This window comes from Streptomyces sp. LN549 (assembly GCF_043203805.1).
Classification (GTDB): domain Bacteria; phylum Actinomycetota; class Actinomycetes; order Streptomycetales; family Streptomycetaceae; genus Streptomyces.
The window spans coordinates 7164093-7187219 of the sequence record NZ_JAZHRI010000002.1 but is presented as its reverse complement, the minus strand read 5'-3'; the positions used below and the strand labels follow the sequence as shown (position 1 = coordinate 7187219).

Genomic DNA, 23127 nt, shown 5'->3' with positions numbered 1-23127 from the left:
CTGCCGGTGGCCGCCCGCCTCTACTCGACGATCGCCAGTTCGCGCGCGGTGGCGTTGAGGCGCCGGCCGCCGGCCTCGGTGACGGTCACGATGTCCTCGATCCGGACGCCGAACCGGCCCGGCAGATAGATGCCGGGCTCGACGGAGAAGCACATGCCGGGGACGAGCGGCTGCTCCTCGCCCTCGATCATGTACGGGGGTTCGTGGGTGGTGACGCCGATGCCGTGGCCGGTGCGGTGGATGAAGCGCTCCCCGTAACCGAACTCGGTGACGACGGCGCGGGCCGCCCGGTCGATCTCCTGGCAGGCGACACCGGGCCGCACCGCGTTGCAGCCCGCCGCCTGTGCCTCCCGCACGATGTCGTGGACCCGCTGCTCCTCGGGGGTGGGCTCGCCGACGTGGACCGTGCGGGAGGTGTCGGAGCCGTAGCCGTGCTTGAGGCCGCCGAAGTCCAGCACCACCATGTCGCCGCGCTCGATGATCCGGTCGCCCGCCTCGTGGTGCGGATTGGCGCCGTTCGGTCCGGAGCCGACCACGGTGAAGTCGACCTGGGAGTGCCCGAACTCCGTGAGCAGCCGGGCCAGGTCGGCCGCCACGTCGGTCTCCTTGCGGCCGGAGAACCGGACCTTCAGGATCTCCTCGTACGTGGCGTCGGCGGCGGCTCCGGCGGCGGCGAGGCGGTCCAGCTCATGGGCGTCCTTCACGGCACGCAGCATGGGCAGCGCCTCGGTGAGGGAGGCGTACGAGGTCGCGGGCAGCAGCTGCTGGAGGCCGAGCAGATGCATCGCCCAGGCGTTGTCGCTGATCCCGAACCGGCCCTGCGCGTCGAGCAGGGGTGCGGTGACGGCGTACGGGTCCTTGCCGTCGGTCCAGTCGCGCAGGGTCAGGGCGGGCGCGCCGACGGCCTTCTCGGCGTCGGGGGCCTCCAGGGTCGGTACGACCAGCACCGGGTCCTGGCCCGCGGTGAGGACGAGGACCGTGAGGCGCTCGGTGATCGCGGTTGGCTGGTAGCCGGTCAGGTAGACGAGGTCGGGGCCGGGCGCGACCAGGACGCCCGCGAGTCCGGCAGCGGCGGCGCTCTCGGCGGCCCGCGTCATCCGGGCCCGGTAGTCGGCGGCGGTGAACGGTACGGGCTGGTTCTGGCTGGACATGCGGGACCTCCTGGCGGCGCGGAACGGCTCTCTGCATCCTGCCCGCCCGTGGGCCCGGCCGCGAGCAGTCAGGGCGGCGTGCCGGTTGCGAGCCGGACGACCAGGTCGGCGCGGTCACGGCCCGGGGCGACGAGCCGCGCGTTGGCCTCGTCGGAACCGGCCACCCAGCGCTCCGCTCGGGGCCGCGGCTTTCCGAACCGCACATGCCGGTCGACGAGCCGACGGACGCGCACGTCCTGGTCGAGCTCCAGGAACCACGCCTCGTCGAGCAGTCCGCGCACCGGCGCCCAGGGGCCCTCCCCGTACAGGAGGTAGTTGCCCTCGGTGACGACCAGCGGGACGTCAGGCGGTACGGGCACGGAGCCGGCGACCGGCTCCTCCAGGGACCGGTCGAAGGCGGGGGCGTACACGACGGTCCCCGGCTCCGGTGCCCGCAACCGCCGGAGCAGCGCGGCGTATCCGGCGGCGTCGAAGGTATCGGGCGCGCCCTTGCGCCCTGCCCGGCCGAGGCGTTCCAGTTCGGCCTGGGCGAGGTGGAATCCGTCCATCGGCACCAGGACGGCGAGCGGGCCGAGGGTGTCGACGAGCCGCTCCGCCAGGGTGGACTTCCCGACGCCGGGCGGACCTGCGATGCCGAGGATGCGGCGGTCCCCGGCGAGGGCGAGGCGGCGGGCGCGGGCCGTGAGCCCGGTGAGGTCGCTGGTGTCCATGGCGGATATTGTCCCGTCACGGGGCCGGTGTCCGGCCTTCGTTCCCCGTACTGTCCCGACTGTCTCGCGAGGCACCCATGTCCCACATCGCCCTGGTCACCCTGGTCGTCCGCGACTACGACGAGGCGCTCGCCTTCTACACCGGCGCCCTCGGTTTCGAGCTGGTGGAGGACACCGACCGGGGCGACGGCACCCGCTGGGTCGTGGTGCGTCCGCGGGGCACCGAGGGCACGGGGCTGCTGCTGGCCCGGGCCAAGGACGAGGTGCAGGCGGCCAGTGTCGGCGCCCAGACCGGCGGCCGGGTCGGCTTCTTCCTGCACACGGAGGACTTCGCCGGCGACCACGCCCGCATGCTGGCGGCCGGCGTCCGGTTCCTGGAGGAGCCGCGGCACGAGGTCTACGGCTCGGTCGCGGTCTTCGAGGACCTGTACGGCAACCGCTGGGACCTGCTCCAGCCGGCGTGATATCGGATCAGTTGTGCGTCGTGGCCGGTGGGCCGGCGATGGCGGTGAGCCGGAGCTTGGTCTCGTCCTCGCTGCCGGGCACGGCGGCCATGAGCTCGGAGTCTCCGTCGGCCACCACGTCGCAGTCCACCGTGACCGGGCCCACCGACGAGTGGCCGATCGTCTTGTGGTCCTCGCGGTGTGCGGCCACCTCTCCGGTCGCCCGAGGGCCTGCGCATCCTGATCCGCAAGGAAGGCGTCTCCTTTCAACGCCTGAAGACCTGGAAGACGTCCAGCGACCCCGACTACGCGGCCAAGAAGGCGCGGGTGGAACACCTTTATGCGATCGCTGACAGAGAGGTCATACCCGAAGCTCCGATGGGGTACCTCACTACTTCCATTGCCACGACGTGGACTTCTCCGTTGCCCCGGATGAGTACTTCGTGTGGCCGGCGGATGAGGCCCTGGTAGCGCTGGAGCGCGAGCAGTGGGCGATCTTCGTCGCGTGGAACCACTGCTACGAAGCGGGATCCGCCGGGACCGAGCGCCGTCCTGGTCATGGAGGGATCGACCCCCGGTATGACGAGCTGACCGCGCTGCTCACGCCGCACCGGCACGCACCGACGGCCGCGAAGTTGCTGGTTGCCGAGTGGCGATTCGGCGGCGGGGACCGCTACCGGGTCGATGGGGTGGACTACTGGGTCCGATGGCGCGAACGAGAATGAGGCCGCGCTTGATCATTGTCCGTTGTGTGGACAATCAATGATCAAGCGCAAGCGTCGACGCCCGGCGTAGACCCCGCCCGCCAGCAGGAGCCTCCCGGCCAACGACGTTTCGGATCAGTCCCTCGTGCCGACCAGGCTGGTGAAGCTCACGACCGGGCCGTCGACCGTGTCGGTCGCCCGGACATCCAAGGCCTTTTCACTCCTTGCCACCCCACAGGGCTTCGATTTCCTGACAGTGAATGGTGATCGTCGCGTCTGTCAGTGCGATTTCATGGAGACAGCCATCCTCCCGAGGAAGGATTTCGTCGAGCAGCACAGTATCGGCCTGCATCCAGTCAATTGAACGGTGGTACTCGATCGAGAAGCGCGAGACCGCAGAGTACCGAATCCGAAGACCGGATTCGTGCTTCCACCGGTTGGCGGCAAACTCGATCGCCAGGGTGCCGCGATTACCCGTCGGCACTGAGATGTGCGCCAGTTCGAGATCCTTCACGCAACGACTGCTGCGCATACTGTAGTGCTCCGCGTCGGATGCGTAGGCCCAGGCGCCGGAAGGCAACGCGTCCCGCATCTTCGGCAGCTCGGCAAGATAGGCGCTCGGGTCCAGGTCGAACCCGTGCATCGCCGCGTCCCACTCCACTTTCACGAATTTCATTGACGACCTTCCGCTGCAGGACGGGGGCGGAGGAACGAACGCCGGCCAGTGACTCTTGTCGATCACGGACAGGAGAAGCAACATCACTCTCAGGCGTGGCGTTGGTCCTGAAATTCTGCAAGGCGGCTCGCGAGCCCCGCCGCAGCCTCCTCGCTACATGACAGGACAACGGAGAACTTACTGAGGGTCAAGCCCTCCGGCCGCTTGGTGTAGGACCACCGTTGGCCCGCACGCCAGAGGGATCCGAAAAACTCCTCGCGAGCCACGCCATCCTCGGAAAGGACACTTTCGGCGGATTCGATGATCAGGACGTGGTAATCCGATGAAAGCCATTGGAGGTCACGGAGGCAATCATAGAAAGCATGCCAGTTCCATCCGAAGTATTCAGGAAACTTCAGAGTTTCCCAAAACTTGAGAAATACCGACTCCTCGTCAGGCATATCGTGGCCATTAAGACGTGCCACGTGCACATCTCCCGAGGCGGGCAAGAGCTCATCGAGATCCAGGCCGCCACCTTTCGTAATAATATGCATCCATGGAGCAACGTGGACTGCCCGCGCTTCTTCTTCCATCACTCCACCCATCTGGGGCTCCTGCCAACAATATACGTCTGATAGTGAGTTGGAGTGTAGTAGGCAGACCCGTCACTGCCGAACACCCAGCGTTCACCGCCGGGCTGAGGATTACCTGGCGCCGGATAGGTCCCATATTCTTGATATGTGATCGGCTTGCCCGAAGGTTCGTACTGGGGAAGTTGGTGGCCACCGTTTTTGCCACTGTTCTCGAATGTTTCGGTCCACCACTTCGGCCCGTGGAAGCCTGGCCCGCCCCACCAGCCGAGGTTATACTCTTTCATGTCCCGAAGGACTTGAAGGGACTCTTCGGGAATGGTCTTGGGCACCCATCCACGAACCTTCTCAACGTCCCCCAGAGTTTCTCCCGGCTTGGGATTCGTGCAACCTGACAGCCCCAGGGGATCAATCCAGCTGTGGGGGTTGGGGATATAGGCTGCCGGGTTGGGCGCCGGTTCCAGCCCCAGCGGGTCGGGGCTGATGTACCGGGCGGTCTCCGGGTCGTAGTAGCGGAAGTAGTTGTAGTGCAGACCGGTTTCGGGGTCCGCGTACTGGCCGGGGAAGCGGTGCGGGCAGTCCGCCGACGTGGTGTCGGTCGCAGTCGGACGACTCGTGCCCCACAGGGTGGTGCGCCGCTGCCAGGCGAGTTCCCCGTCGACGGTGACCAGTTCGGCCGGTGTGCCGAGGCCGTCTGTGATGACGGCGCAGAAGCGGGTACGGAAGTCCGTGGCCGCGTCCTCGGCCAGTTTGGCCAGCAGTGACGCGCCTTGCTCCCGGGGCAGCGGCTTGTGGTCGGTCTGGGTGAGGGGACGGTGGGTGCCGGGGGCGTAGTCCCAGGTGGTGACCCGGCCGTCGGGTGTCGTCTGTTCGGCGAGACGTACGTCGTCCCAGGTGAATTCCGTGCGGTCGGCGGTCGAGCCGTCCTCTGTCAGCCGGTGCTTGGCTATGCGGCGGCCCAGTGGGTCGTATGCGTACCGCCAGCGGTCGCCGTCCGGTGTCACCGCCTCGGTCAGGCGGTCTTCCGCGTTCCAGGCGTAGGTCCATTGGCGCTGTTGCCCGTTGAGGAGCCCCCGGGTCTTGCGGATCAGGCGGCCCTGGGCGTCGTGTTCGTACGCGGTGCGGCCGGCGCTGCGGATGAGTGTTCCGGTGAATTCGCGGTCGCCGGCTGTCCCGTGGGCGGGAGCCGTGGCGTGGGTGAGGTTGCCCGTGGTGTCGTAGGCGTACGTCTCGGTCCAGCCGTGGGCCCGGACGCCCGTGACGCGGCCGGTGGCGTCGAGGTCGAACCGGCGGGTGCCCGAGCTCAGTTCGCGGATCTCGGTGAGGTAGCCGTCCTCGCGGTAGGCGTAGGTGCGGTGCTGGATGAGGCGGTCGGCGTCGTTCACGCGGCCCGAGAGTGTCTGCTCGGTGAGGCGGTGGGCGGCGTCCCAGGCCTGGGTGAGCACGACGCTTTCGCCGAGGCGGCGCTCGGTCTCGCGGCCCGCCGCATCGTGGGTGAACGTCAGCGAGCCGGCGTCGGTGCCGAGCCGGGCGGGCCGCCCCGTCGGGTCGTAGGTCCAGTGCGAGTCCAGCCCTGACGGCGTGGTGCGCCGTGTGACGCGCCCGAGGACGTCATACGCGTAGGCCGTCGTGCGGCCGTTGACGGTTTCCGCGAGCGTGCGGCCCAGCGCGTCGCGCTCGATGGCGACCTCCGCGTCCGCGTTGGCCGTGTGGATCAGATCGCCCGACACACCGTAGGTGAAGGTGGTGATCTCACCGCCGTCGGCGAGCTGCTCGACGACACGGCCGAGCGCGTCCCTGGTGAAGCGCAGCGTCTCGCCTGCGCCGTTCGTGCGGGACACCAGGCCGCCCGACGCGTCGTGCGCATAGGTCAGGGTCCGGCCGTTGAAGTCGGTCTCGGCGGCCAGTCGGCCCGCCCCGTCGTACGTGTACGACCAGGTCCCTCCCTGCGGGTTCGTGACCGTGGTCAGCCGGAGTTCGGTGTCGTAGGCGAATGCGTACACCGCGCCTTCCGGGCCCGTGCGGGTGGCGGGGACGTCGAAGTGTGTGGCTGTATGGCCGGTGGTGTTGCCCGCGGGATCGGTGTGGGTGAGCGGGTTGCCCTCGCCGTCCCAGGTCCAGGATTCGCGTGTGCCGTCCGGGTACTCGCGCCACGTCGGCTTGCCTTCGGTGGTCCAGCCCGTGCGCGTGGTCCGGCCGAGCGGATCGACGACTTCGACGACGCGGCCGAAGCTGTCCCTGCGTACGACCGTGGTGTGTCCCAGCTCGTCGGTCACCGCGACGGGCAGTCCGGCCGCGTTCGACGTGAGCCTGCGGGTGTGGCCGAGGGCGTCGGTGACGGCGGACAGATGGCCCGACTCGTCGTAGGCGCAGTGCGTTTCGGCGCCGAGGGGGTCTGTCGTGATGCGGAGGTTGCCGCGTTCGTCGTAGATGTGCCGCCACAGGGACCCACCGGGTTCGACGACCTCCGTCGGTTGGCCGAACTCGTTGTACGTGGCCCGGGCGGCGGACTCGTCCGGCAGGGTGACCGCCGTGAGGTTGCCGGATTCGTCGTAGGCATATCGCGTCGTACGGCCCAGCGGGTCGGTGACCGAGAGGGGCTTGTCGCCCCTGACCGCCCACTCGGTGTGGGTGGTGTGGCCGAGCGGATCGGTTTCCTCGACGACCATGCCCGCGGCGTTGTAGCGATGCGTTGACTGCCGGCCGAGGGAGTCGATGTACGTGGTGGTGCGCGTCTCGTCGTCGTAGGCCAGGGCCCCGGAGAGGAAGCCCTCGCTGCCTTCGGTGCGCTCGACGCGGCCGCGGGCGTCGTAGAAGTACGCGAAAGAGGTGCCGTTGCGGTCGGTCCAGGAGGTGACCCGTCCCTCGGCGTCGTACGTGAAACGCAGCGGTTCGCCGCTGGAGTTGATGACCTCGGTGAGGTTGCCCGCCGCGTCGTAGCCGTACCGCGTCACGACCGTACCGCTGCCCGCGCCATCGGGCTGCACCGGCTCGTAGAGCGAGGGTGCCCGGTCGAGCAGGCGCAGGGCGGTGATGCGCGGCCCTTCGGTGTCGACGGCGAGGTAGTAGCCGCCGGAGTGGCGAAGCGCCGTGGGGATGCCGTCGGCCGTGCGCTCCACCTCGATCCGCGCGCCGTTGCGGTCGTGCCAGCTTTCCAGGGGGAGGTGGAAGACGCCGTGGGTGCCCGAGGGCAAGGGGGTGCAGAAGGTGCGGACGACTCCGGTGGCCGGGTCGGTGACGGTCATGACACCGTCGGGCTTGCCGTCCCATTCGAGTGGCCAGCGGGCTCCCTTGACGGGCAGTACGGGACCGCCTGGCAGCGGAACGGGGTAGACCAGGCGCATCCCGTCGGCGGCGGCGAAGACCACCCCCTCCCCGTCGATCTGGAGGCACTCGTCCAGGGTGGAGACCCAGGTGGGGCCGAAGCAGACTCCGCCCCGGTACGAGGACAGGTGGGTGCGCTCGAAGACCAGCGGGAGTCCGGCCGGGAGAGTCAGGTCGGTCTGCGTCATCAGCATGGCACCGGTCGCCACGTCGATCGGCTCGCCCACACACGGGGTGCTCTTGCAGGGACGGGCCGCCGGGCCCAACTCGACCAGGTCGGGGCGGAGCGCCGGGGGCCGCAGCATCAGCGGCACGCCGTCGGCACCCGTGAACAGGCTCCCCTCCACACCGGCCTTCGCCACACCGGCGCCGGCGCCGAACAGCCCGCCGTACATCATGCCGTCCCGGGCCGCCGCATTGATCTCGTCCAGGCTGAAGCCCTTCTGCAGACCTGTGGCGATCTTCAGGGGCTGGGCGACCGCGAGGTCGATCGACACCGACTCGATGCCGCCGAACGCCGCCGCGACCAGTGTGCCGGCGGCGATCTCGGCAACGGTGGTGGAGACGGCGACGCCCATGGTGAGGCCGAACTCGATCAGCGCCTCGGTGGCCAGAGCGGCCGCACCGGCGGCAATGCCGGCGGTGAAGAACGCCAGCGCGATGCCGCCCACGATGACGGCGGCATCGATGCCTATCTGTGTCCACAGCTTAGTGATGGCGTCATCGATGGCGTCGGCGAACTTGTCCAGCGCCTTCGCCATCTCCCGCGACGACCCGGCGAGGTCGCTGAGCCAGCCCGTGTCGTTGCCCTTGGCGTAGCGTTCCCAGAACGTCGAGAACGCGTCGATCGCCTCACCCTTGTTGTTGGCGATCAGCGTGGTGGCCGCGTTGTTGACCGGCGTACGGACATCGTCGACCGAGTCCGCGAAGGCCCGCCAGGCGTCGGCCACGCTGCGCAGCGTGCCGGAGTTGGCATCCGGCCACCACAGGCCCAGCTTGAGCAGAAGATCCTTGGCCTCGTCCTCGATGCTCATTTGTCACCCTGGTCGTGGCCGTCAGTCGGCTTCGCCTTCTTGAACATTCCGGCGATCAGCTCGTCGTTGTCCACGTGCCCGTCCGACAGGTCGGCCAGCGCTTCATGGATGCTGACCAGGCCGAGAACAAGGGTGCCGGCGGCCGTCTCGATGGCCTTCTGCTGAGGGCGGTAGGCGTCGCCGAACGCCTTGCCCTGCTCGTCGTCGCCCCAGGGCGCACCCAGCCCGTCCAGCGTGGTGACGAGGGTGGTGAGCGCCGTGCTCAGATTCTTGCCCTGTGTGTGGAAGACCGGCGCCGTTGACTTGATGTCCGCCGTCTTGATGTCCAGGACCTCGCCGCTGTCCTTGCCGTCACCCATGCGTGATGCCCTCCCCCGATACCGACTGCACAGCGCCACTCTAGCCTTGACCGATCATGAACCCGTCAGGAATACCCTCGCCCCGCCACACCTCCCACCAGCACTCCAGCACCGGGGTGATCAGCGGGGCGCCCCGGCGCACCACCGTCTGTGCCGGTGAGGCGACGGACCGGGACGTGCGTCGTCGCCGAGTGGACGCGCGCGGTCCGCGGGTCTGCTCGGCCATCTCCTCGGGGCCGGGAACACGGCACGGTTCCCGGCCCCGGATCTCAGCCCGCCCTGAGGACGTCGTCGCCCGCCGCCCCCGCCAGCGCCTCCAGCACCGGGGCGATCAGCGGATGCGCCTCGGCGCCCCGGCGTACCGCCGCGAAGACCCGGCGCGTCGGGGCGCTGCCCTGCACCGGGCGGACCACCACGCCCGAGAGGGCCATGCCGCGCAGCGCGGAACGCGGGACCAGGGCCACTCCGGCGTCTGCGCCCGCGAGCGCGACCACCGCATGGAAGTCGTCCGAGGAGTGTTCGAGGTTCGGTGCGAAGCCGGCGTACTCGCAGGCCAGGACGACCACGTCGTGGCAGGGGTTGCCGGGGTAGGGCCCGATCCACGCGTCCTTCGCCAGGTCGGCGACGGCCACCTGGTCCTGGCCGGCCAGCCGGTGCCCGACCGGGAGCACCGCGTCGAACGGCTCCGAGTACAGCGGTACGCGGGTCAGCCGCCGGTCGTCCTCCCCCGGTGCGCCCCGGTACTCGACGGCGACCGCCACATCGACCTGCCGGTCCAGCACCATGGGGACGCTCGCGTCGCCCTCGGCGTCCTGGACGCGGACCTTGATGCCGGGTGCGGTCCGGGCCAGAGCGGCGATCGCGGGGGCGAGGACCAGGCCGATGCCGGTGGCGAACGCGGCGACGGTGACCGTACCGGCGTCGCCCGAGCTGTACGCGGCGAGCTCGGCCTCCGCCCGTTCCAGCTGGGCCAGCACCGCGTTGGTGTGGGTCAGCAGGATCTCCCCGGCGGGGGTGAGCCGGGCGCCGCGGGCGCCCCGTTCGACCAGCCGGTGTCCCGTCTCCTGCTCCAGCGCGGCGAGCTGCTGGGAGACGGCGGAGGGCGTCAGATACAGCGCGGCGGCCGCAGCGGTCACCGTGCGGTGGTCCGCCACCGCACGCAGGATACGCAGCCGCCGTGCATCGATCATGTGACCTATTGTCCCAGGTCGCGGGGGCGTCCCAGACGCCCCCGCGAACGCTCGGGAACTACTCCCCCAGTGACGCCCGCGCGTCGACGAAGGCGTCCACCGCGCGGTTCACGTCCGCCGTGGAGTGGGCGGCGGACAGCTGGACGCGGATACGGGCCGCGCCCTGCGGGACGACCGGGTACGAGAACCCGATCACGTACACACCGCGCTCGAGGAGCAGCTCCGCCATCCGGCCTGCCTTCGCCGCGTCCCCGATCATCACGGGGGCGATGGCGTGGTCGCCGGGCAGGACGTCGAAGCCTTCCTCGGTCATCCGGGTACGGAAGAGCGCGGTGTTGGCGTTGAGCTGCTCGCGCAGGTCGCCGGCGGACTCCAGGAGGTCGATGACCTTCAGCGAGGCCGCCGCGATGACCGGGGCGAGCGAGTTGGAGAAGAGGTACGGGCGCGAGCGCTGGCGCAGCAGCGCGACGATCTCGGCGCGGGCGGCCACGTAGCCGCCGGAGGCGCCGCCGAGCGCCTTGCCGAGCGTGCCGGTGATGATGTCGACGCGGTCCATCACGTCGTGCAGCTCGGGCGTACCGCGGCCGCCGGGGCCGACGAAGCCGACGGCGTGCGAGTCGTCGACCATGACCATGGCGTCGTAGCGCTCGGCGAGGTCGCAGATCTCGCGCAGCGGGGCGACGTACCCGTCCATGGAGAAGACGCCGTCGGTGACGACGAGGCGGCGACGGGCCCCGGACGCCTCCTTGAGCTGCTTCTCCAGGTCGGCCATGTCGCGGTTGGCGTAGCGGAATCGCTTGGCCTTGCACAGCCGGATGCCGTCGATGATCGAGGCGTGGTTGAGGGCGTCGGAGATGACCGCGTCCTCCGGGCCGAGGACCGTCTCGAAGACTCCGCCGTTGGCGTCGAAGCAGGAGGAGTAGAGGATCGTGTCCTCCTGGCCCAGGAAGGAGGAGAGCCGCTGCTCCAGCTCCTTGTGGACCTCCTGGGTGCCGCAGATGAAGCGGACGGACGCCATGCCGTAGCCCCAGCGGTCCAGCGCCTCGTGCGCGGCGGCGATCACGTCGGGGTGGTCGGCCAGGCCCAGGTAGTTGTTGGCGCAGAAGTTCAGCACCTCGCCGGGGCGGCCGCCGGCGGTGACGGCCACGGTCGCGGACTGCGGGGTTCCGATGACGCGCTCGGGCTTGTGCAGCCCGGCGGCCTCGATCTCGGCGAGGGTGGTGCGCATGTCGTCGCGTACGGAGTCGAACATGAAGGTGTCTCCTGGTGTGTACGGGCCGGTACGAAGTCGGTCAGACGGTCCAGTCGAGGATGACCTTGCCGCCGCGACCGCTCGCCGCGTCGTCGAAGGCCGCCTCGAAGTCGCGGTAGCCGTACCGGCCGGTGATCACGGGGGCGAGGTCGAGGCCGCCCTCCAGCAGGACGGACATGGCGTACCAGGTCTCGTACATCTCGCGGCCGTAGATGCCCTTGATCGTGATCATGGAGGTGACGATCCGGGACCAGTCGACGGCGAAGTCCTCGGACGGCAGTCCGAGCATCGCGATCCGGCCGCCGTGCGTCATGTTCGCGATCATGTCGCGCATCGCCTCGGGGCGGCCGGACATCTCCAGGCCGATGTCGAAGCCCTCGCGCAGTCCGAGCTCCCGCTGTCCGTCGGCGATGGTCTGCTCGCCGACGTTGAGGGCGAGGCTCACGCCGACCTTGCGGGCCAGCTCCAGGCGGGCCTCGCTGACGTCGGTGATCATGACCTTGCGGGCTCCGGCGTGCTTGGCCACGGCGGCGGCCATGATGCCGATCGGGCCGGCGCCGGTGATCAGGACGTCCTCGCCGACGAGCGGGAACGACAGTGCGGTGTGCACGGCGTTGCCGAACGGGTCGAAGATCGCGGCGACGTCCAGGTCGACGGGGACCCGGTGCACCCAGACGTTGGACGCGGGCAGCGCGACGTACTCGGCGAAGGCCCCGTCGCGTCCGACGCCGAGTCCCAGCGTGGAGCGGCAGAGGTGGCGGCGTCCGGCCAGGCAGTTGCGGCACTTGCCGCAGACCAGGTGCCCCTCGCCGCTGACCAGGTCGCCGACGGCGATGTCGACGACGTCGGAGCCGATCGCGGCGACCTCGCCGACGAACTCGTGGCCGAGGACGAGCGGGGTCTTGATCGACTGCTGGGCCCAGCCGTCGTAGTTACGGATGTGCAGGTCGGTGCCGCAGATGCCGGTACGGAGCACCTTGATCAGTACGTCCGAGGGACCGGTCTCCGGCTCGGGCACGTCCATCAGCCAGAGTCCCGGCTCGGCCTTCTGCTTCACGAGTGCCTTCACGGCTGCGGCTCCCTGTACCTGGTGCGGCGTTGATGTCCCCGGGCCGGGGGCATGCCAGAGGAAGCCTGCGGCCCGGGGAAGTATGAGAGGGACGGTGGCAGCGCGCTCGACCGGCTGCCGCGCACCATCCTCCGCCGTCACGGAGAAATCTGCCGTACCCCGCGCCCCAGGTCCATCGAGGTTTTCTTAAGCGCGCCCGCAGCTTGGCTTCACGCCCTGTCGTACGGGCGCGGGCGCCGCCTGCTCCGTTCGGCGGACGGGCACCGGGTCAGGCCTACCGCCCCGGCGTGTCCTCGCACCGCCGCCCAGCCGCCGTCCAACGGATGGATCGCCCCGTTGATGGTGCTTGCCGCGCGGGGCTGAAGCCGGGCGGGCGGGGGCAGGGCAGATGCGGCTCGGCGAAGGCCCGGCACCCGCCCTTTGACCTGACCGGATGACCCAGCACCCCACAGCGGACGAGCGGCGGCCCGCGAACCGGGGACCGAAGGCCGCTGCCGGCAACCGGGCCGCGCTGATCGCCGCAGCCCGGGAGATCTACGCGGTGCACGGTCCGGACGCCCCGCTCTCCGGGATCGCACGCGGGGCATCTGCTGGAGAAGCTGCTGCCGAGCTTTCGCCGGTCCGATGAGCGGGAGGAATTCGAAGCCACCCACGAGGTCGCCGACGCCGCGAAGATGAACGAGGTACGGACGCGCGTCGAGCGGACGGTCACGGATCCGGCGACGGCCGAGGCGCTCAAGCCCTGGTACCGGTACGCCTGCAAGCTGCCCGTCCACGGCCGGGAACGGCTTCCCGAACCTGATCCCGGCAGCGTCAACCACACACACTGGCTCACCACGACCACGCAGGGTGTGCCCCGGATCACGAGTGGTTCCACGCCGCGTGCACCCCCGGCTACTACAACCGTGAAGGGCGCGGCCGCCCCAATGGCCCGAACGCCTATCCACACGGTGCCGCCGCCTTCCACGAACTCCTGCACCGCCGGCGGGAGGAGTCCATGGACGAGGCGCTCACTCAGAAGGCTCAGCGTCACCCCTTCCGGAGGAACTCCCGGATGTGCCGGGCGAGTTCCTCCGGCCGGTCCTCCGGGATCAGGGTGTAGCTGTCCGCGATCTCCACCAGCTCACCCTTGGGCAGCATGTCGGCCAGCCGGCGTCCGTGTTCCGGCGGCATGACCATGTCCTCCGCGGCCCAGGCGACGAGCGCCGGCCGGTCGAAGGTGCGCAGGGCCTCCGCCCAGCGCAGGAGTTCGGCCTTCGGCGGCACGCCCAGAACGTACTTGCGCAGGTCGCGACGGATCTCCTTGGAGCTCCACAACGGCCGGAACCAGGCGTCCATCACCGCGTCCGGTACCGGCCGCTTGCTCATCCGGCCCCAGGTCATCGGCAGCCGCCGCATCGGCTTGAGCTTCAGCAGCGTGAAGGCCACGTTCAGGCCGCCGGGCATCTTGGCGGAGGCGTACAGATTGTTGCCGGGCAGGCCGGGCGGGAAGTTGTCGAAGGCCTCACAGGAGGTGATGACCAGCTTGCCGATCCGCTGGTCCCGGCCGTCAGCGACCAGGGCCTGGGCGCCGCCCCAGTCGTTCATGACCAGGGTGACGTCGCTGAGGTCGAGCGCTTCGAGGAACTCCGCGACCAGCCGTGCCACGCCGAGGACCGAAAGGTCGGCGTCGGGCTTCATCGGCCGCCGGTGGCCGCCGAGCGGCAGCGTCGGCACGATGCACCGGTGGCCGTCCCGCAGATCCGCGACGACGTGCCGCCACAGCGAGCCGTCCATCGCCACACCGTGGAGCAGGACCACGACGGGCCCGTCGCCGCCGGTGTCCTCGTACTCGACGATTCCTGCGGAGAGCTCCAACTCGGCCATTCGGTACTCCTCTTCGCCGGCAGTCCCGCACTTGTCGCCTCACCGTACCCAGCGTCGGGGAGTGAAGCTTCGGCTCACAGCGATGCGGCGGATCCCAAGAAGCGGAGCCTCCCCCTGTCGACGCGGTAGAGAAGGATGCCTGTCGCGCTGTCCACCTGGTGGGTGGTGCCGGCGAAGGAGAGCTGTCGGGTCATGCCCCGGTAGCTGCTGCGGAAGATCCGCGCGGCCACCCCGTCGCGCGGAGCGTCGGTGGCGCTGGTGGTGTGGCCGGCCTGCGCGATCAGCCCCACCGCGTCGTACGCCTCCGCCGCCCATGTGGCGGGTGGCGACCCGAACCGTTTGCGGTGCGCGGCGCTGAACGCCTTGGCGGAGGACAGGGCCGATGGGTCGGTGTACGCCTCGGCGAAGACCCAGCCCTCGGCGGCCTTGCCCGCGTCCCGGAGGAAGGCCGGAGTGAGGACGGGACCGACCGACAGGCCGGTCCCGGTGAAGCCGGCGGCGGCCAGGTCCTTGGCGCAGCGGACGCCCCGGGCGGCGGACGATCCGGCATAGACGACCGCCCCTGCTCCGGCGGCGACTGCGGCCCGGGCGGCCGGCGCGAAGCTGCGGGCGGTGGCCACAACGGTGTGCACGGCGTACGTGGCCTCACCGGCCGCGGCGCTCGGCAGCAGGTCCCTGATCGCCCAGCTGCTCTGCGGGTCCGCGGGGTCCTCGATGAGGACGACCTGCTTGGCCGGCCGGACGCGGGACAAGTAGAAGGTCAGTCCCATGGCCAACCCCTCGTCGAACGGCCGCAGTACGCACAGGGACTTGGTTTCCACCCACTCGGCCGTGGTGGAACGGGCCGAGACGACGACCTGGGCGAGGCCAGCCTGCTCGTAGCGGCTGACGACCTTCGCGTCCGCGACCTCCGCAGTGGGGCCGATGACGGCGAGCACGCGGGGATCAGCTGCGATCCGGTCGGCGACATCGAGGGCACGCTCGGCGTCACCCGCGTCGTCCTCGGTGCGCAACGTGAGCGTGAACGCCTTGTCCGTACGGGCGTTGTGGTCGTCGATCGCGAGATGGGCGCCGCGCTCATGGGCGAGGCCGACGGCCTTCCCCGGTCCGGTCAGGTCCGCGTGCAGGGCGATCCGGTAGGCGGGAAGGGTGCGGGGTGCCGTTCCGGTGCCGCCGCGCCGGGCGGCGGCCACCCATGCGGCCGTCCCTCCGCCGGCAAGGAGCACGGCGCCGGCGGCCCCCGCGGTCAGCACCCGCCGCCGGGTCGGGCGCGGCGGCCCGGAGTCCTGGACGACCGTGGGCGGTTCGGGGTCGGGGAGGGCCAGTGCGGCGGCCGAGCGGGCGGCGACCGTGGCGGACAGGCCCGGCACCTCCCAGTCCGCACCGCTCCCGGCGAGTTCCCGCGCGACCTCCTGGGCGCCCGGCCGGTCCGCCGGGTCCTTGGCCAGGCAGGCCGTGATCAGGGACAGCAGCGCGACCGGCACGCCCTCCAGGTCCGGCTCCTCGTGCACCGTACGGAAGAGCACCCCGGCCGATGTCCCCTGACCGAACGGGCGCCGCCCGGTCGCCGCGTACACGAGCACGCAGCCCAGCGAGAACACGTCACAGCCGGGACCGAGCTCCCCCGCCGACGCCTGTTCGGGGGCCAGGTAGCCGGGCGTGCCGATCACGGAGTCGGTCGCGGTGAGCGCGGTGGCGCCCTCATGGCGGGCGATGCCGAAGTCGATGAGCCGGGGGCCGTCCAGCGCGAGCAGCACGTTGCCGGGCTTGACGTCGCGGTGCAGGAGGCCCGCATCGTGCACGGCGGCGAGCGCTTCGGCCAGGCGCGAGCCGAGCGCCCGGACCGCAGCCGTCGGCAACGCCCCCTGCCCCTCCACGACTTCGCCCAGCGAGGGGCCGGGCACGAACGCGGTGGCGAGCCAGGGCTCCGGGGCCTCGGTGTCCGCCCCGGTCACCGGGACCACCCACGGACCAGTGATCCGGCCCGCGGCCTCCGCCTCGCGACGGAACCGGGCCCGGAATCCGGGGTCCGCGGCGTGCTCGGAACGGATCACCTTCACGGCGGCGAGCGTGCCGCCCGAGGAACGGGCCAGGTAGACGACACCCATGCCGCCCGCGCCGAGCCGGACGAGGGTGCGGAACTCGCCGATGGTGCGCGGGTCGTCCGAGGTGAGCGGTTGCATGCCGGATCAGGCCGTGGCCTTCGGCGCGGCGCCGAGGTAGACGTAGCGCCCGTTCCGCACTCCGTAGAGGTAGGCGTCATCGCCCCCGATCCGGTGGTCCTCGTCGAAGGTGTACGTACGGGAGACGCCCTTGTACGTGGATGCGGCGATCTTCGCGACGAGTGCGCTGCGCGACGGGCGCTTCGGTCGGCCTGCCGTCACCTTGGCGAGAGCAGTCACGGCGGCGATCACCATCCCGGCCGCGTCGTACCCCTCGGCGGCCCAGTGCGCGGGCGCGGTGTCGAAGGCGGCGCGGTGGGCCGCGGCGAACTTCTTGGCCGCGGGGACCGACGGGTCGACGTAGGGCGCGGTGAACTCCCAGCGTTCGGCGTGCTGTCCGGCGTCCTCGATGAAGCGCGCGTCCATGGCCGTATGCATGGCCATCCGGGGCCCCTTGAAGGGAGTTGCCGCGAGCGCGCGTGCGGTGCGGGCCGCCCCGGCGGCGTCACCGGCGTAGAAGAAGGCGTCGCTGGCGTGCGCGAGCATGTCCTTGATCACGGGTGCCAGGTCCTGTGTTCCGGACGGGATCACGCGCGGATAGGTGGTCCCGGTGGTGATCTGGCCTGTCATCAGATTGGTCAGGTAGCCGACCTGGTAGGCGGACTGCCCGCCGACCCGGTCGAGCAGCACTCCGAGCCGTTCGACATCGGGCCGCAGCACCAGCCGCCTGATGATCGGCTGGGCCAGTACGGCGTCGGAGGGGGCCGCCTGGAAGAAGGACTTCCTGGACCGGGCGGCGTAGGTGAGCTGAAGTGAGGACACGGTGATGAGTGGCAGCATCGCCTCGTCGTACGCGCCGAGGACGGCCTCCGTGGCGGCGTCACCGGTCGGGCCGACGACGGCGAGCACGTCGCGGTCGCGGGCGAACCGATCGGCGGCCTTCGCCGCGCGAGTGGTGTCACCCCCGTCGTCGATGGCCTTGACGGTAAGCGTGAAGGGCTTGCCCTGACGGGCGTTGAACTCCTCGACGGCCAGCCGCACTCCACGTTCCTGAGCCTGTCCTGCGGCCTTCTGCGGACCCGAAAGATCGGCCTGGACGCCGATGGTCCAGGCCCGCTCGCCGGACTTGGCGGCGGAGCCGTCCGTGTCGTCGGTCAGCCATTCCCGTACGGCGAATCCGCCACCGGCCGCGACCACGAGGCCGGCACCGGCGAGCAGCAGCACCTTACGCCGCCCCGGTCCGGGCTGCGGGGTGTTCTCGGCGACCGTCAGGTCGATGCCGGGCAGCTCCAGCATGGCGGCGGACCGGTCGGCGATCAGCGCCACGACGTCCCTGGGCAGCCAGTCGACGGTGCCGTCGGGTGCGTCCTCGGTGATCAGCGTGTCGAGGTCGGCCGCCGTGGGCCGTGCGCCGGGGTCCTTGGCCAGTAGGGCGGCGAGCAGCGCGTGGAGTTCGGGGTCGTCGAGCCCCGCGAGGTCGGGCTCGTCGTGGACGGTCCGGTAGAGCAGCGCGTCGACGGCCCCGCTGCCGAACGGCGGGCGCCCGGTCGCGGCGTACGCCAGGAGGCAGCCGAGGGAGAAGACGTCGCTCGCGGGTCCGGCCTCCGTGCCGCCTCCGGTGGCCTGTTCCGGGGAGAGGAAGCCGGGGGTGCCGACGACGAGGTCGGTGGCGGTGAGCGCCGTGGCGTCGGCGGCCCGCGCGATACCGAAGTCAATCAGGCGCGGCCCGTCGACGGTGAGCAGCACGTTGCCGGGCTTGACGTCGCGGTGGACAAGTCCCGCCGCGTGTACGGACGCCAGCGCGCGGGCGAGTAGCCGGCCGAGCACCCGGACGCTGCGTGGGGTCAGTGGTCCGCAGCGGGCGACGGCTTCGGACAGTGCGGGCCCGGGCACGAACACGCTGGCCAGCCAAGGCTGTTCGCCCTCCGTGTCGGCACCGGTGACCGGGACGACCCAGGGGCTCTCCACCCGCCGGGCGGCCTCGACCTCGCGCCGGAAGCGGGACCGGAAGTCGTCGTCGGCGGCGTATTCGGGCAGGATCACCTTGATCGCGGCGAGGGCCCCGGCGTCCGTACGGCCGAGGTAGACGACTCCCATGCCGCCGGCACCGAGCCGCCCGAGCAGCCGGTGTCCGCCGATCCGTGGGGGGTCGGAGGGGCGCAGCTTCTCCATCACGCTCTCCGCTCTCTCAGCTCTGCTTCTCGACTGCGGCCCCGAGCCGCACCAGCATGGTGGAGTGGGCCTGGTTCGCCAGCACGTCGATCTCCTGCTCGCTCCAGCCCTTGGCCCCCTTGCCGGTCACGGCGACGGTGAACTGGAGACTCTGCGACAGGTACCAGGAGTACGGGTAAGGACCGCCGCCGAGCTCCGTGTTCATGTACTGCCCGGACTCCAGCAGGAAGTCCTCGGCGCTTTCCTGTACGCCCTCCTCCTGCCCCAGCGTGGACGCGATCATCGACCCGATCTGTTCGCCCTGACGCAGCTGCTGCGTCGGGCAACGCATCGTTTCCTCCACCGATTCCGCCATCTCCCAGCGGGCGTCGTCGCGGGTGCGATGGACGGTGACGACGGCGGAGAGCCGCATCGGCCCCTTGCCTCCCGCAGCGGGCACCTCGAAGGAGCGGCTCATCGTGGCGAGGACACTGCTCGCCGGCTTCTCCTGCCGCCAGATGCAGTCGGTGCCGAGGACGGGCCAGGTGGCCGGATCACTCTCGTACGGGCTCCGCTTGACCACGCCGGGGCCGAAGGTGGCGGGTTCCGCGATGACCCGGCCGATGAGGTCGAGCGCTTCCTTGCGGGTGGTCGGCAGTTTGGCCGGGTCCGCATCGATGCCGCCGGAGTCCTCGGGTTTCGAGCTGGGCTCCGCACTGGCGCTGCCGGTCGCGGAAGCGCTCACCCCCTCCCCGCCCGGACTTCCGCCGCCGCCGGAACAGGCCACCAGCACCAGTGGAGCCGGCACCAGCACTCCGTATCCGCGTTTCGCCCATGCGCACGCCACGACCGACCACCCCGTCTCCCCCGAAGACCGCCCCGATCCTATGATCGCGGGCCGCCCTGGGGCAGGGGGCGCCAAAACTGTTGCGCCATCAAGACGTTGGGCCGGACACCACCGGGCCGCCGATTGACATGAACAGGTCTTGACCACTGAAGCCGCAGCTCCCTAATGTGAGCAGGCATCAGACGTCTGCTGTCCGTTTTCAGAAAATGGAGTTTTTCCATGCCCGGAAGACGAACCCTGCTCCTCTCTGCGCTTTCACTACCGCTGGCATCCCTTCTGGCCACGGCCCCCACCACAGCAGCACAGGCCGCCGCACCGGCCGCCTCGCAGTCCTTCTACGTCGACTGCGGCGCCACCGCCGCGGGCGACGGCACCCAGGCCACGCCGTGGAACGCACTGGCACCGGTGAACGCCCACACGTTCCAGCCGGGTGACTCGGTCCTCCTCAAGCGCGGCTCGACCTGTACCGGCCAGACGCTCTCCCCCAAGGGCTCGGGCGCGACCGGAGCGCCGATCGTGGTCGACGCGTACGGCACGGGTGCCAAGCCCGCGCTGGTCGGCGCGGGACAGGTCACCGATGTCGTCCAGCTCGCGGACCAGCAGTACTGGGAGATCCGGAACCTGGACATCTCCAACAAGGGTGCGGCCGCGGCGACCCGACGCGGTGTCCACATCACCAGGACCGACTCGGGCACCGGCACCTACTACCGGCTCACGGGTCTCGACATCCACGACGTCAACGGGAACCAGACCAAGAAGGACGACGACGCCAGCGCCGGAATCTTCTTCGAGGTCCTGGGGAACACGACGCCCACGAAGTTCGACGACGTCGTCCTGACGGGCAACACGGTGCGGGCCGTGGACCGTTACGGCATCCACTTCTGGACCCGGTGGATGCAGCGCCCCGAGCTCGCCAACGCCAACTGCGGTGCGACCTGCGGGGCCTGGACGCCGCAGACGCGGGTCGTCATCCGCGGGAACACCGTCACCGACATCGGCGGCGACGCGATCGTCCCGCATCACACCGAGGGCGCGCTCGTCGAGTACAACAAGGTCGACGGCTTCCGCGAGCGCGAGCCCGCGCACTGCGCGGCCGGCATCTGGGGGTGGAACACCCAGGACACGCTGTACCAGTTCAACGAGGTCAGCGGCGGCAAGAGCACCTGCGACGGGCAGGGACTCGACCTCGACGAGGGCAACATCCACACCATCTACCAGTACAACTACAGCCACGACAACGAGGGTGGCTTCATCCTCCTGTGCAACGGCGGCGGATCGACGACCGCCGACAACATCGTCCGGTACAACATCAGCCAGAACGACGGCGGCCAGCTCTTCGACATGGTCTGCGCCAAGACGACGAACACGCAGATCTACAACAACACCTTCTACCTCTCCAAGCCGGTCGAGATCATCAGCAACTCGAACGGTTCGACGTCGGCGAACGCCACGTTCACCAACAACATCTTCCACGTGGCGACGGACGGGGCGAGCTACGTCAACGCCGCGGGCCTCGGCTACGACTCGAACGTCTTCTACGGCACCCACCCGGCCGGTGAGCCGGCCGACGCCCACAAGGTGACGACCGACCCGAAGCTGACGGCCCCCGGCACGGCCACCTCGCGCACGGACGCCGACGGCTACCGCCTCCAGGCGGGTTCCTCCGCCCTCGCCAACGGTGCGGTGGTGGCGAACGCGGGCGTGCGTGACTACTTCGGCGGCCCGGTCGCGGCCGGCTGCGTACCCGACCGGGGCGCGCACCAGTCGTCCACCACCTGCATCAAGCCGATGGGACCGACGGCCGGGATCAACCGGATCTCCGCAGGCACCCAGGCGATCGACGTACCGGCACACTCCACGGCCCAGGGCACCCAGCTGGTCGGCTGGCTCTGGAACGGCGGCGACAACCAGAAGTGGAACGTCACGGCCAACGGCGACGGCACGTACACGCTGAAGAACGTGCGGAGCGGCCTGTGCGCCGAGGTCTACCAGAACTCCAAGGCGGCGGGGCCCCCATCGACCAGTGGGCGTGCAGCGGTGACGCGAACCAGCGCTGGACCGCCACTCCCGCGACCGGCGGCTACACGCTGACGAGCAAGTCCAGCGGACTGCTGCTCACCGCGGGCGGCACCACGGACGGGGCGCTGCTCACCCAGCGGGCGGCCTCCGCCGCCGCGGTCCAGACGTGGGCCTTCACCAAGCTGTCCTGACCGGACCGCGACAGACAGGGCGGGGCCGGGTGCCGAAGGCGGCATCCGGCCCCGCGCGGCTGTCACAGGGCTCAGTCCCGCGGCCAGGGCCGCCCGTCGAGGCGCTCGATGTCGCGGTTGAGGCGGGCGAGGCTGTCCGCGAGCTGAGCGGCCTCCTCCGGGGTCCATTCGGCCAGCACGCGCTGCAGGCCGTCCCGGTTCTCGGCCCGGTCCTTGTCCAGCCGGTGCTCACCCTCGGCGGTAATTGCGAACTTCCGGGCGATCCCGCCGTCCGGGTCGGCGATACGCTCGACGACACCGACCCGCAGCATCGCGGCGGTCTGCCGGTTCAGCGTGGAGGTGTCCAGACCGAAGGCGTCCCGGAGCTGGCCGATGGACATCGGACCCTCGACCCGGATGCGGCTGAGGAGGATGTAGGCGCTCCGGTCGAGCCGCCCGCCGCCCCGCGAGGTCAGCAGACTCATATGCCGGCCGAGCAGCATCGTCTCGAACTCGATCCGTTCCACAGGCATGTCCACGCGAGGCTTCCTTCGACTGCCGGGCTCGCCTCCCCGCGGGGCGGGCGACCTCTTTTGTACATATATACCACACGTGTGCACCATGCACTTAATGTGCATTGCGCATATCCCGTGTTACATGCACATCGCCTGGATGTATGGCCGAAAAGGTTTGAGCGGCGCCCCACCACCCGAAACGGTTGTCCTGTCCCTCCCAGAGGCGGGACAACCCGCTTTCCCCTCGTACCAGTCGCCGCCCCCGCCGTAGACTCGCCGGATGGCGAAGTATTTCGACGTACATCCCGAAAATCCCCAGCGGCGCACCATCACCAACGTGGCCGAAAGTATCCGCTCCGGGTCGCTCGTCGCGTATCCGACGGACTCCTGCTACGCACTCGGGTGTCAGCTCGGCAGCCGTGACGGCATCTCCCGCATCCGCACGATCCGCAACCTCGACGACCGTCATCACTTCACGCTCATGTGCCAGAACTTCGCCCAGCTCGGGCAGTTCGTGCAGATCGACAACGACGTGTTCCGCGCCATCAAGGCAGCGACCCCCGGCCAGTACACCTTCATCCTTCCGGCGACGAAGGAGGTGCCGCGTCAGCTGCTGCACCCGAAGAAGAAGACCGTCGGCGTTCGCATCCCCGACCACGCCGTCGTCCAGGCCCTGTTGGAGGAACTCGGCGAGCCACTGCTCTCCAGCACCCTGCTCCTGCCCGACGAGGAGGAGCCGATGACCCAGGGCTGGGAGATCAAGGAACGCCTCGACCACGAGGTGGACGTCGTCGTCGACTCCGGCGACTGCGGCACGGAGCCGACCACCGTCATCGACTTCTCCAGCGGCGAGCTGGAGATCGTACGACGCGGAGCCGGCGACCCCTCCCGCTTCGAGTAATCCGAGTAACCGGAC

At 70.1% G+C, this 23127-nt stretch carries 20 protein-coding genes and 3 pseudogenes; 8 read left to right on the top strand and 15 right to left on the bottom strand.

The window, feature by feature from the left end; translation table 11 throughout:
* Positions 1-20 precede the first annotated feature (20 nt).
* Together SH922_RS32140 and SH922_RS32135 are read right to left on the bottom strand one after the other, a co-directional pair.
* Entirely contained in the window at positions 21-1151 is a 1131-nt protein-coding gene (locus SH922_RS32140; protein WP_393062025.1) for an aminopeptidase P family protein, read from the bottom strand.
* Positions 1152-1219: 68 nt separating this feature from the next.
* Positions 1220-1861 (bottom strand): nucleoside/nucleotide kinase family protein, encoded by a 642-nt coding sequence (locus tag SH922_RS32135; RefSeq protein WP_393062023.1) that lies wholly within the window; start codon positions 1859-1861, stop codon positions 1220-1222.
* A gap of 77 nt (positions 1862-1938) precedes the next feature.
* Here SH922_RS32135 and SH922_RS32130 point away from each other — a divergent pair, with 77 nt between their 5' ends.
* Positions 1939-2325 (top strand): VOC family protein, encoded by a 387-nt coding sequence (locus SH922_RS32130; protein ID WP_362548300.1) that lies wholly within the window; start codon positions 1939-1941, stop codon positions 2323-2325.
* Positions 2326-2332: 7 nt separating this feature from the next.
* Here the strand turns inward: SH922_RS32130 and SH922_RS32125 are convergent, their stop codons facing one another.
* Positions 2333-2515: a hypothetical protein gene (locus SH922_RS32125; RefSeq protein WP_393062021.1), complete on the bottom strand. Its 183-nt coding sequence runs from the start codon at positions 2513-2515 to the stop codon at positions 2333-2335.
* Between the two features lie 8 nt (positions 2516-2523).
* Between SH922_RS32125 and SH922_RS32120 the strand changes: the two are divergent.
* A pseudogene (locus SH922_RS32120) lies at positions 2524-2676 on the top strand (IS630 family transposase); the annotation flags it as partial.
* A gap of 38 nt (positions 2677-2714) precedes the next feature.
* The gene (locus SH922_RS32115; protein ID WP_393063844.1) at positions 2715-3029 is read left to right on the top strand and encodes a hypothetical protein; all 315 of its coding nucleotides are present in this window, start codon (positions 2715-2717) and stop codon (positions 3027-3029) included.
* 196 nt (positions 3030-3225) lie between these two features.
* Here SH922_RS32115 and SH922_RS32110 read toward each other — a convergent pair whose 3' ends face one another.
* The 7 genes from SH922_RS32110 to tdh form a co-directional block, all read right to left on the bottom strand.
* On the bottom strand, positions 3226-3684 hold the full coding sequence (locus SH922_RS32110; RefSeq protein WP_393062019.1) for a hypothetical protein: 459 nt from the start codon (positions 3682-3684) through the stop codon (positions 3226-3228).
* 89 nt (positions 3685-3773) lie between these two features.
* The gene (locus SH922_RS32105; protein ID WP_393062017.1) at positions 3774-4268 is read right to left on the bottom strand and encodes a barstar family protein; all 495 of its coding nucleotides are present in this window, start codon (positions 4266-4268) and stop codon (positions 3774-3776) included.
* A complete protein-coding gene (locus SH922_RS32100; RefSeq protein ID WP_393062015.1) occupies positions 4256-8611 on the bottom strand; it encodes a DUF6531 domain-containing protein in 4356 nt (1451 codons plus the stop codon). Before SH922_RS32100 ends, SH922_RS32105 begins: the two co-directional genes overlap by 13 nt.
* Complete coding sequence (locus SH922_RS32095; protein ID WP_393062013.1) at positions 8608-8970, bottom strand: hypothetical protein; 363 nt, start codon at positions 8968-8970, stop codon at positions 8608-8610. Before SH922_RS32095 ends, SH922_RS32100 begins: the two co-directional genes overlap by 4 nt.
* A gap of 269 nt (positions 8971-9239) precedes the next feature.
* Positions 9240-10160 (bottom strand): LysR family transcriptional regulator, encoded by a 921-nt coding sequence (locus tag SH922_RS32090; protein ID WP_393062011.1) that lies wholly within the window; start codon positions 10158-10160, stop codon positions 9240-9242.
* 58 nt (positions 10161-10218) lie between these two features.
* Complete coding sequence (locus SH922_RS32085; RefSeq protein WP_393062009.1) at positions 10219-11412, bottom strand: glycine C-acetyltransferase; 1194 nt, start codon at positions 11410-11412, stop codon at positions 10219-10221.
* 40 nt (positions 11413-11452) lie between these two features.
* Positions 11453-12481 carry an L-threonine 3-dehydrogenase gene (tdh, locus tag SH922_RS32080; RefSeq protein ID WP_393062007.1) on the bottom strand — a complete coding sequence of 343 codons (1029 nt, stop codon included), beginning with the start codon at positions 12479-12481 and terminating at the stop codon, positions 11453-11455.
* A 433-nt stretch (positions 12482-12914) separates the two neighbouring features.
* Here tdh and SH922_RS32075 point away from each other — a divergent pair.
* Positions 12915-13079 (top strand): annotated as a pseudogene (locus SH922_RS32075) (TetR/AcrR family transcriptional regulator); the annotation flags it as partial.
* Positions 13069-13583, top strand: a pseudogene (locus SH922_RS32070) (hypothetical protein); the annotation flags it as partial. The pseudogenes SH922_RS32075 and SH922_RS32070, both read left to right, overlap by 11 nt.
* Here the strand turns inward: SH922_RS32070 and SH922_RS32065 are convergent.
* From SH922_RS32065 to SH922_RS32050, 4 genes are all read right to left on the bottom strand, one after another.
* Positions 13511-14347 (bottom strand): alpha/beta fold hydrolase, encoded by an 837-nt coding sequence (locus tag SH922_RS32065; protein WP_393062005.1) that lies wholly within the window; start codon positions 14345-14347, stop codon positions 13511-13513. The pseudogene SH922_RS32070 and the gene SH922_RS32065 overlap by 73 nt on opposite strands.
* A 74-nt stretch (positions 14348-14421) precedes the next feature.
* Entirely contained in the window at positions 14422-16530 is a 2109-nt protein-coding gene (locus tag SH922_RS32060) for a bifunctional serine/threonine-protein kinase/ABC transporter substrate-binding protein (RefSeq protein ID WP_393062003.1), read from the bottom strand.
* 6 nt (positions 16531-16536) lie between these two features.
* Complete coding sequence (locus SH922_RS32055) at positions 16537-18681, bottom strand: bifunctional serine/threonine-protein kinase/ABC transporter substrate-binding protein (protein WP_393062001.1); 2145 nt, start codon at positions 18679-18681, stop codon at positions 16537-16539.
* A gap of 16 nt (positions 18682-18697) precedes the next feature.
* Positions 18698-19507, bottom strand: a complete 810-nt coding sequence (locus SH922_RS32050; RefSeq protein ID WP_393061999.1) for a hypothetical protein — start codon at positions 19505-19507, stop codon at positions 18698-18700.
* Between the two features lie 219 nt (positions 19508-19726).
* On the opposite strand from SH922_RS32050, the gene SH922_RS32045 reads away from it, so the two are divergent.
* Both SH922_RS32045 and SH922_RS32040 read left to right on the top strand, forming a co-directional pair.
* Positions 19727-21598: an RICIN domain-containing protein gene (locus SH922_RS32045; protein WP_393061997.1), complete on the top strand. Its 1872-nt coding sequence runs from the start codon at positions 19727-19729 to the stop codon at positions 21596-21598.
* Entirely contained in the window at positions 21523-21717 is a 195-nt protein-coding gene (locus SH922_RS32040) for an RICIN domain-containing protein (protein WP_393063748.1), read from the top strand. Before SH922_RS32045 ends, SH922_RS32040 begins: the two co-directional genes overlap by 76 nt.
* 71 nt (positions 21718-21788) lie before the next feature.
* Here the strand turns inward: SH922_RS32040 and SH922_RS32035 are convergent, their stop codons facing one another.
* Positions 21789-22235 (bottom strand): MarR family winged helix-turn-helix transcriptional regulator, encoded by a 447-nt coding sequence (locus SH922_RS32035; protein WP_393061995.1) that lies wholly within the window; start codon positions 22233-22235, stop codon positions 21789-21791.
* 256 nt (positions 22236-22491) lie between these two features.
* On the opposite strand from SH922_RS32035, the gene SH922_RS32030 reads away from it, so the two are divergent.
* The gene (locus SH922_RS32030) at positions 22492-23112 is read left to right on the top strand and encodes an L-threonylcarbamoyladenylate synthase (protein WP_393061993.1); all 621 of its coding nucleotides are present in this window, start codon (positions 22492-22494) and stop codon (positions 23110-23112) included.
* Positions 23113-23127: the final 15 nt, after the last annotated feature.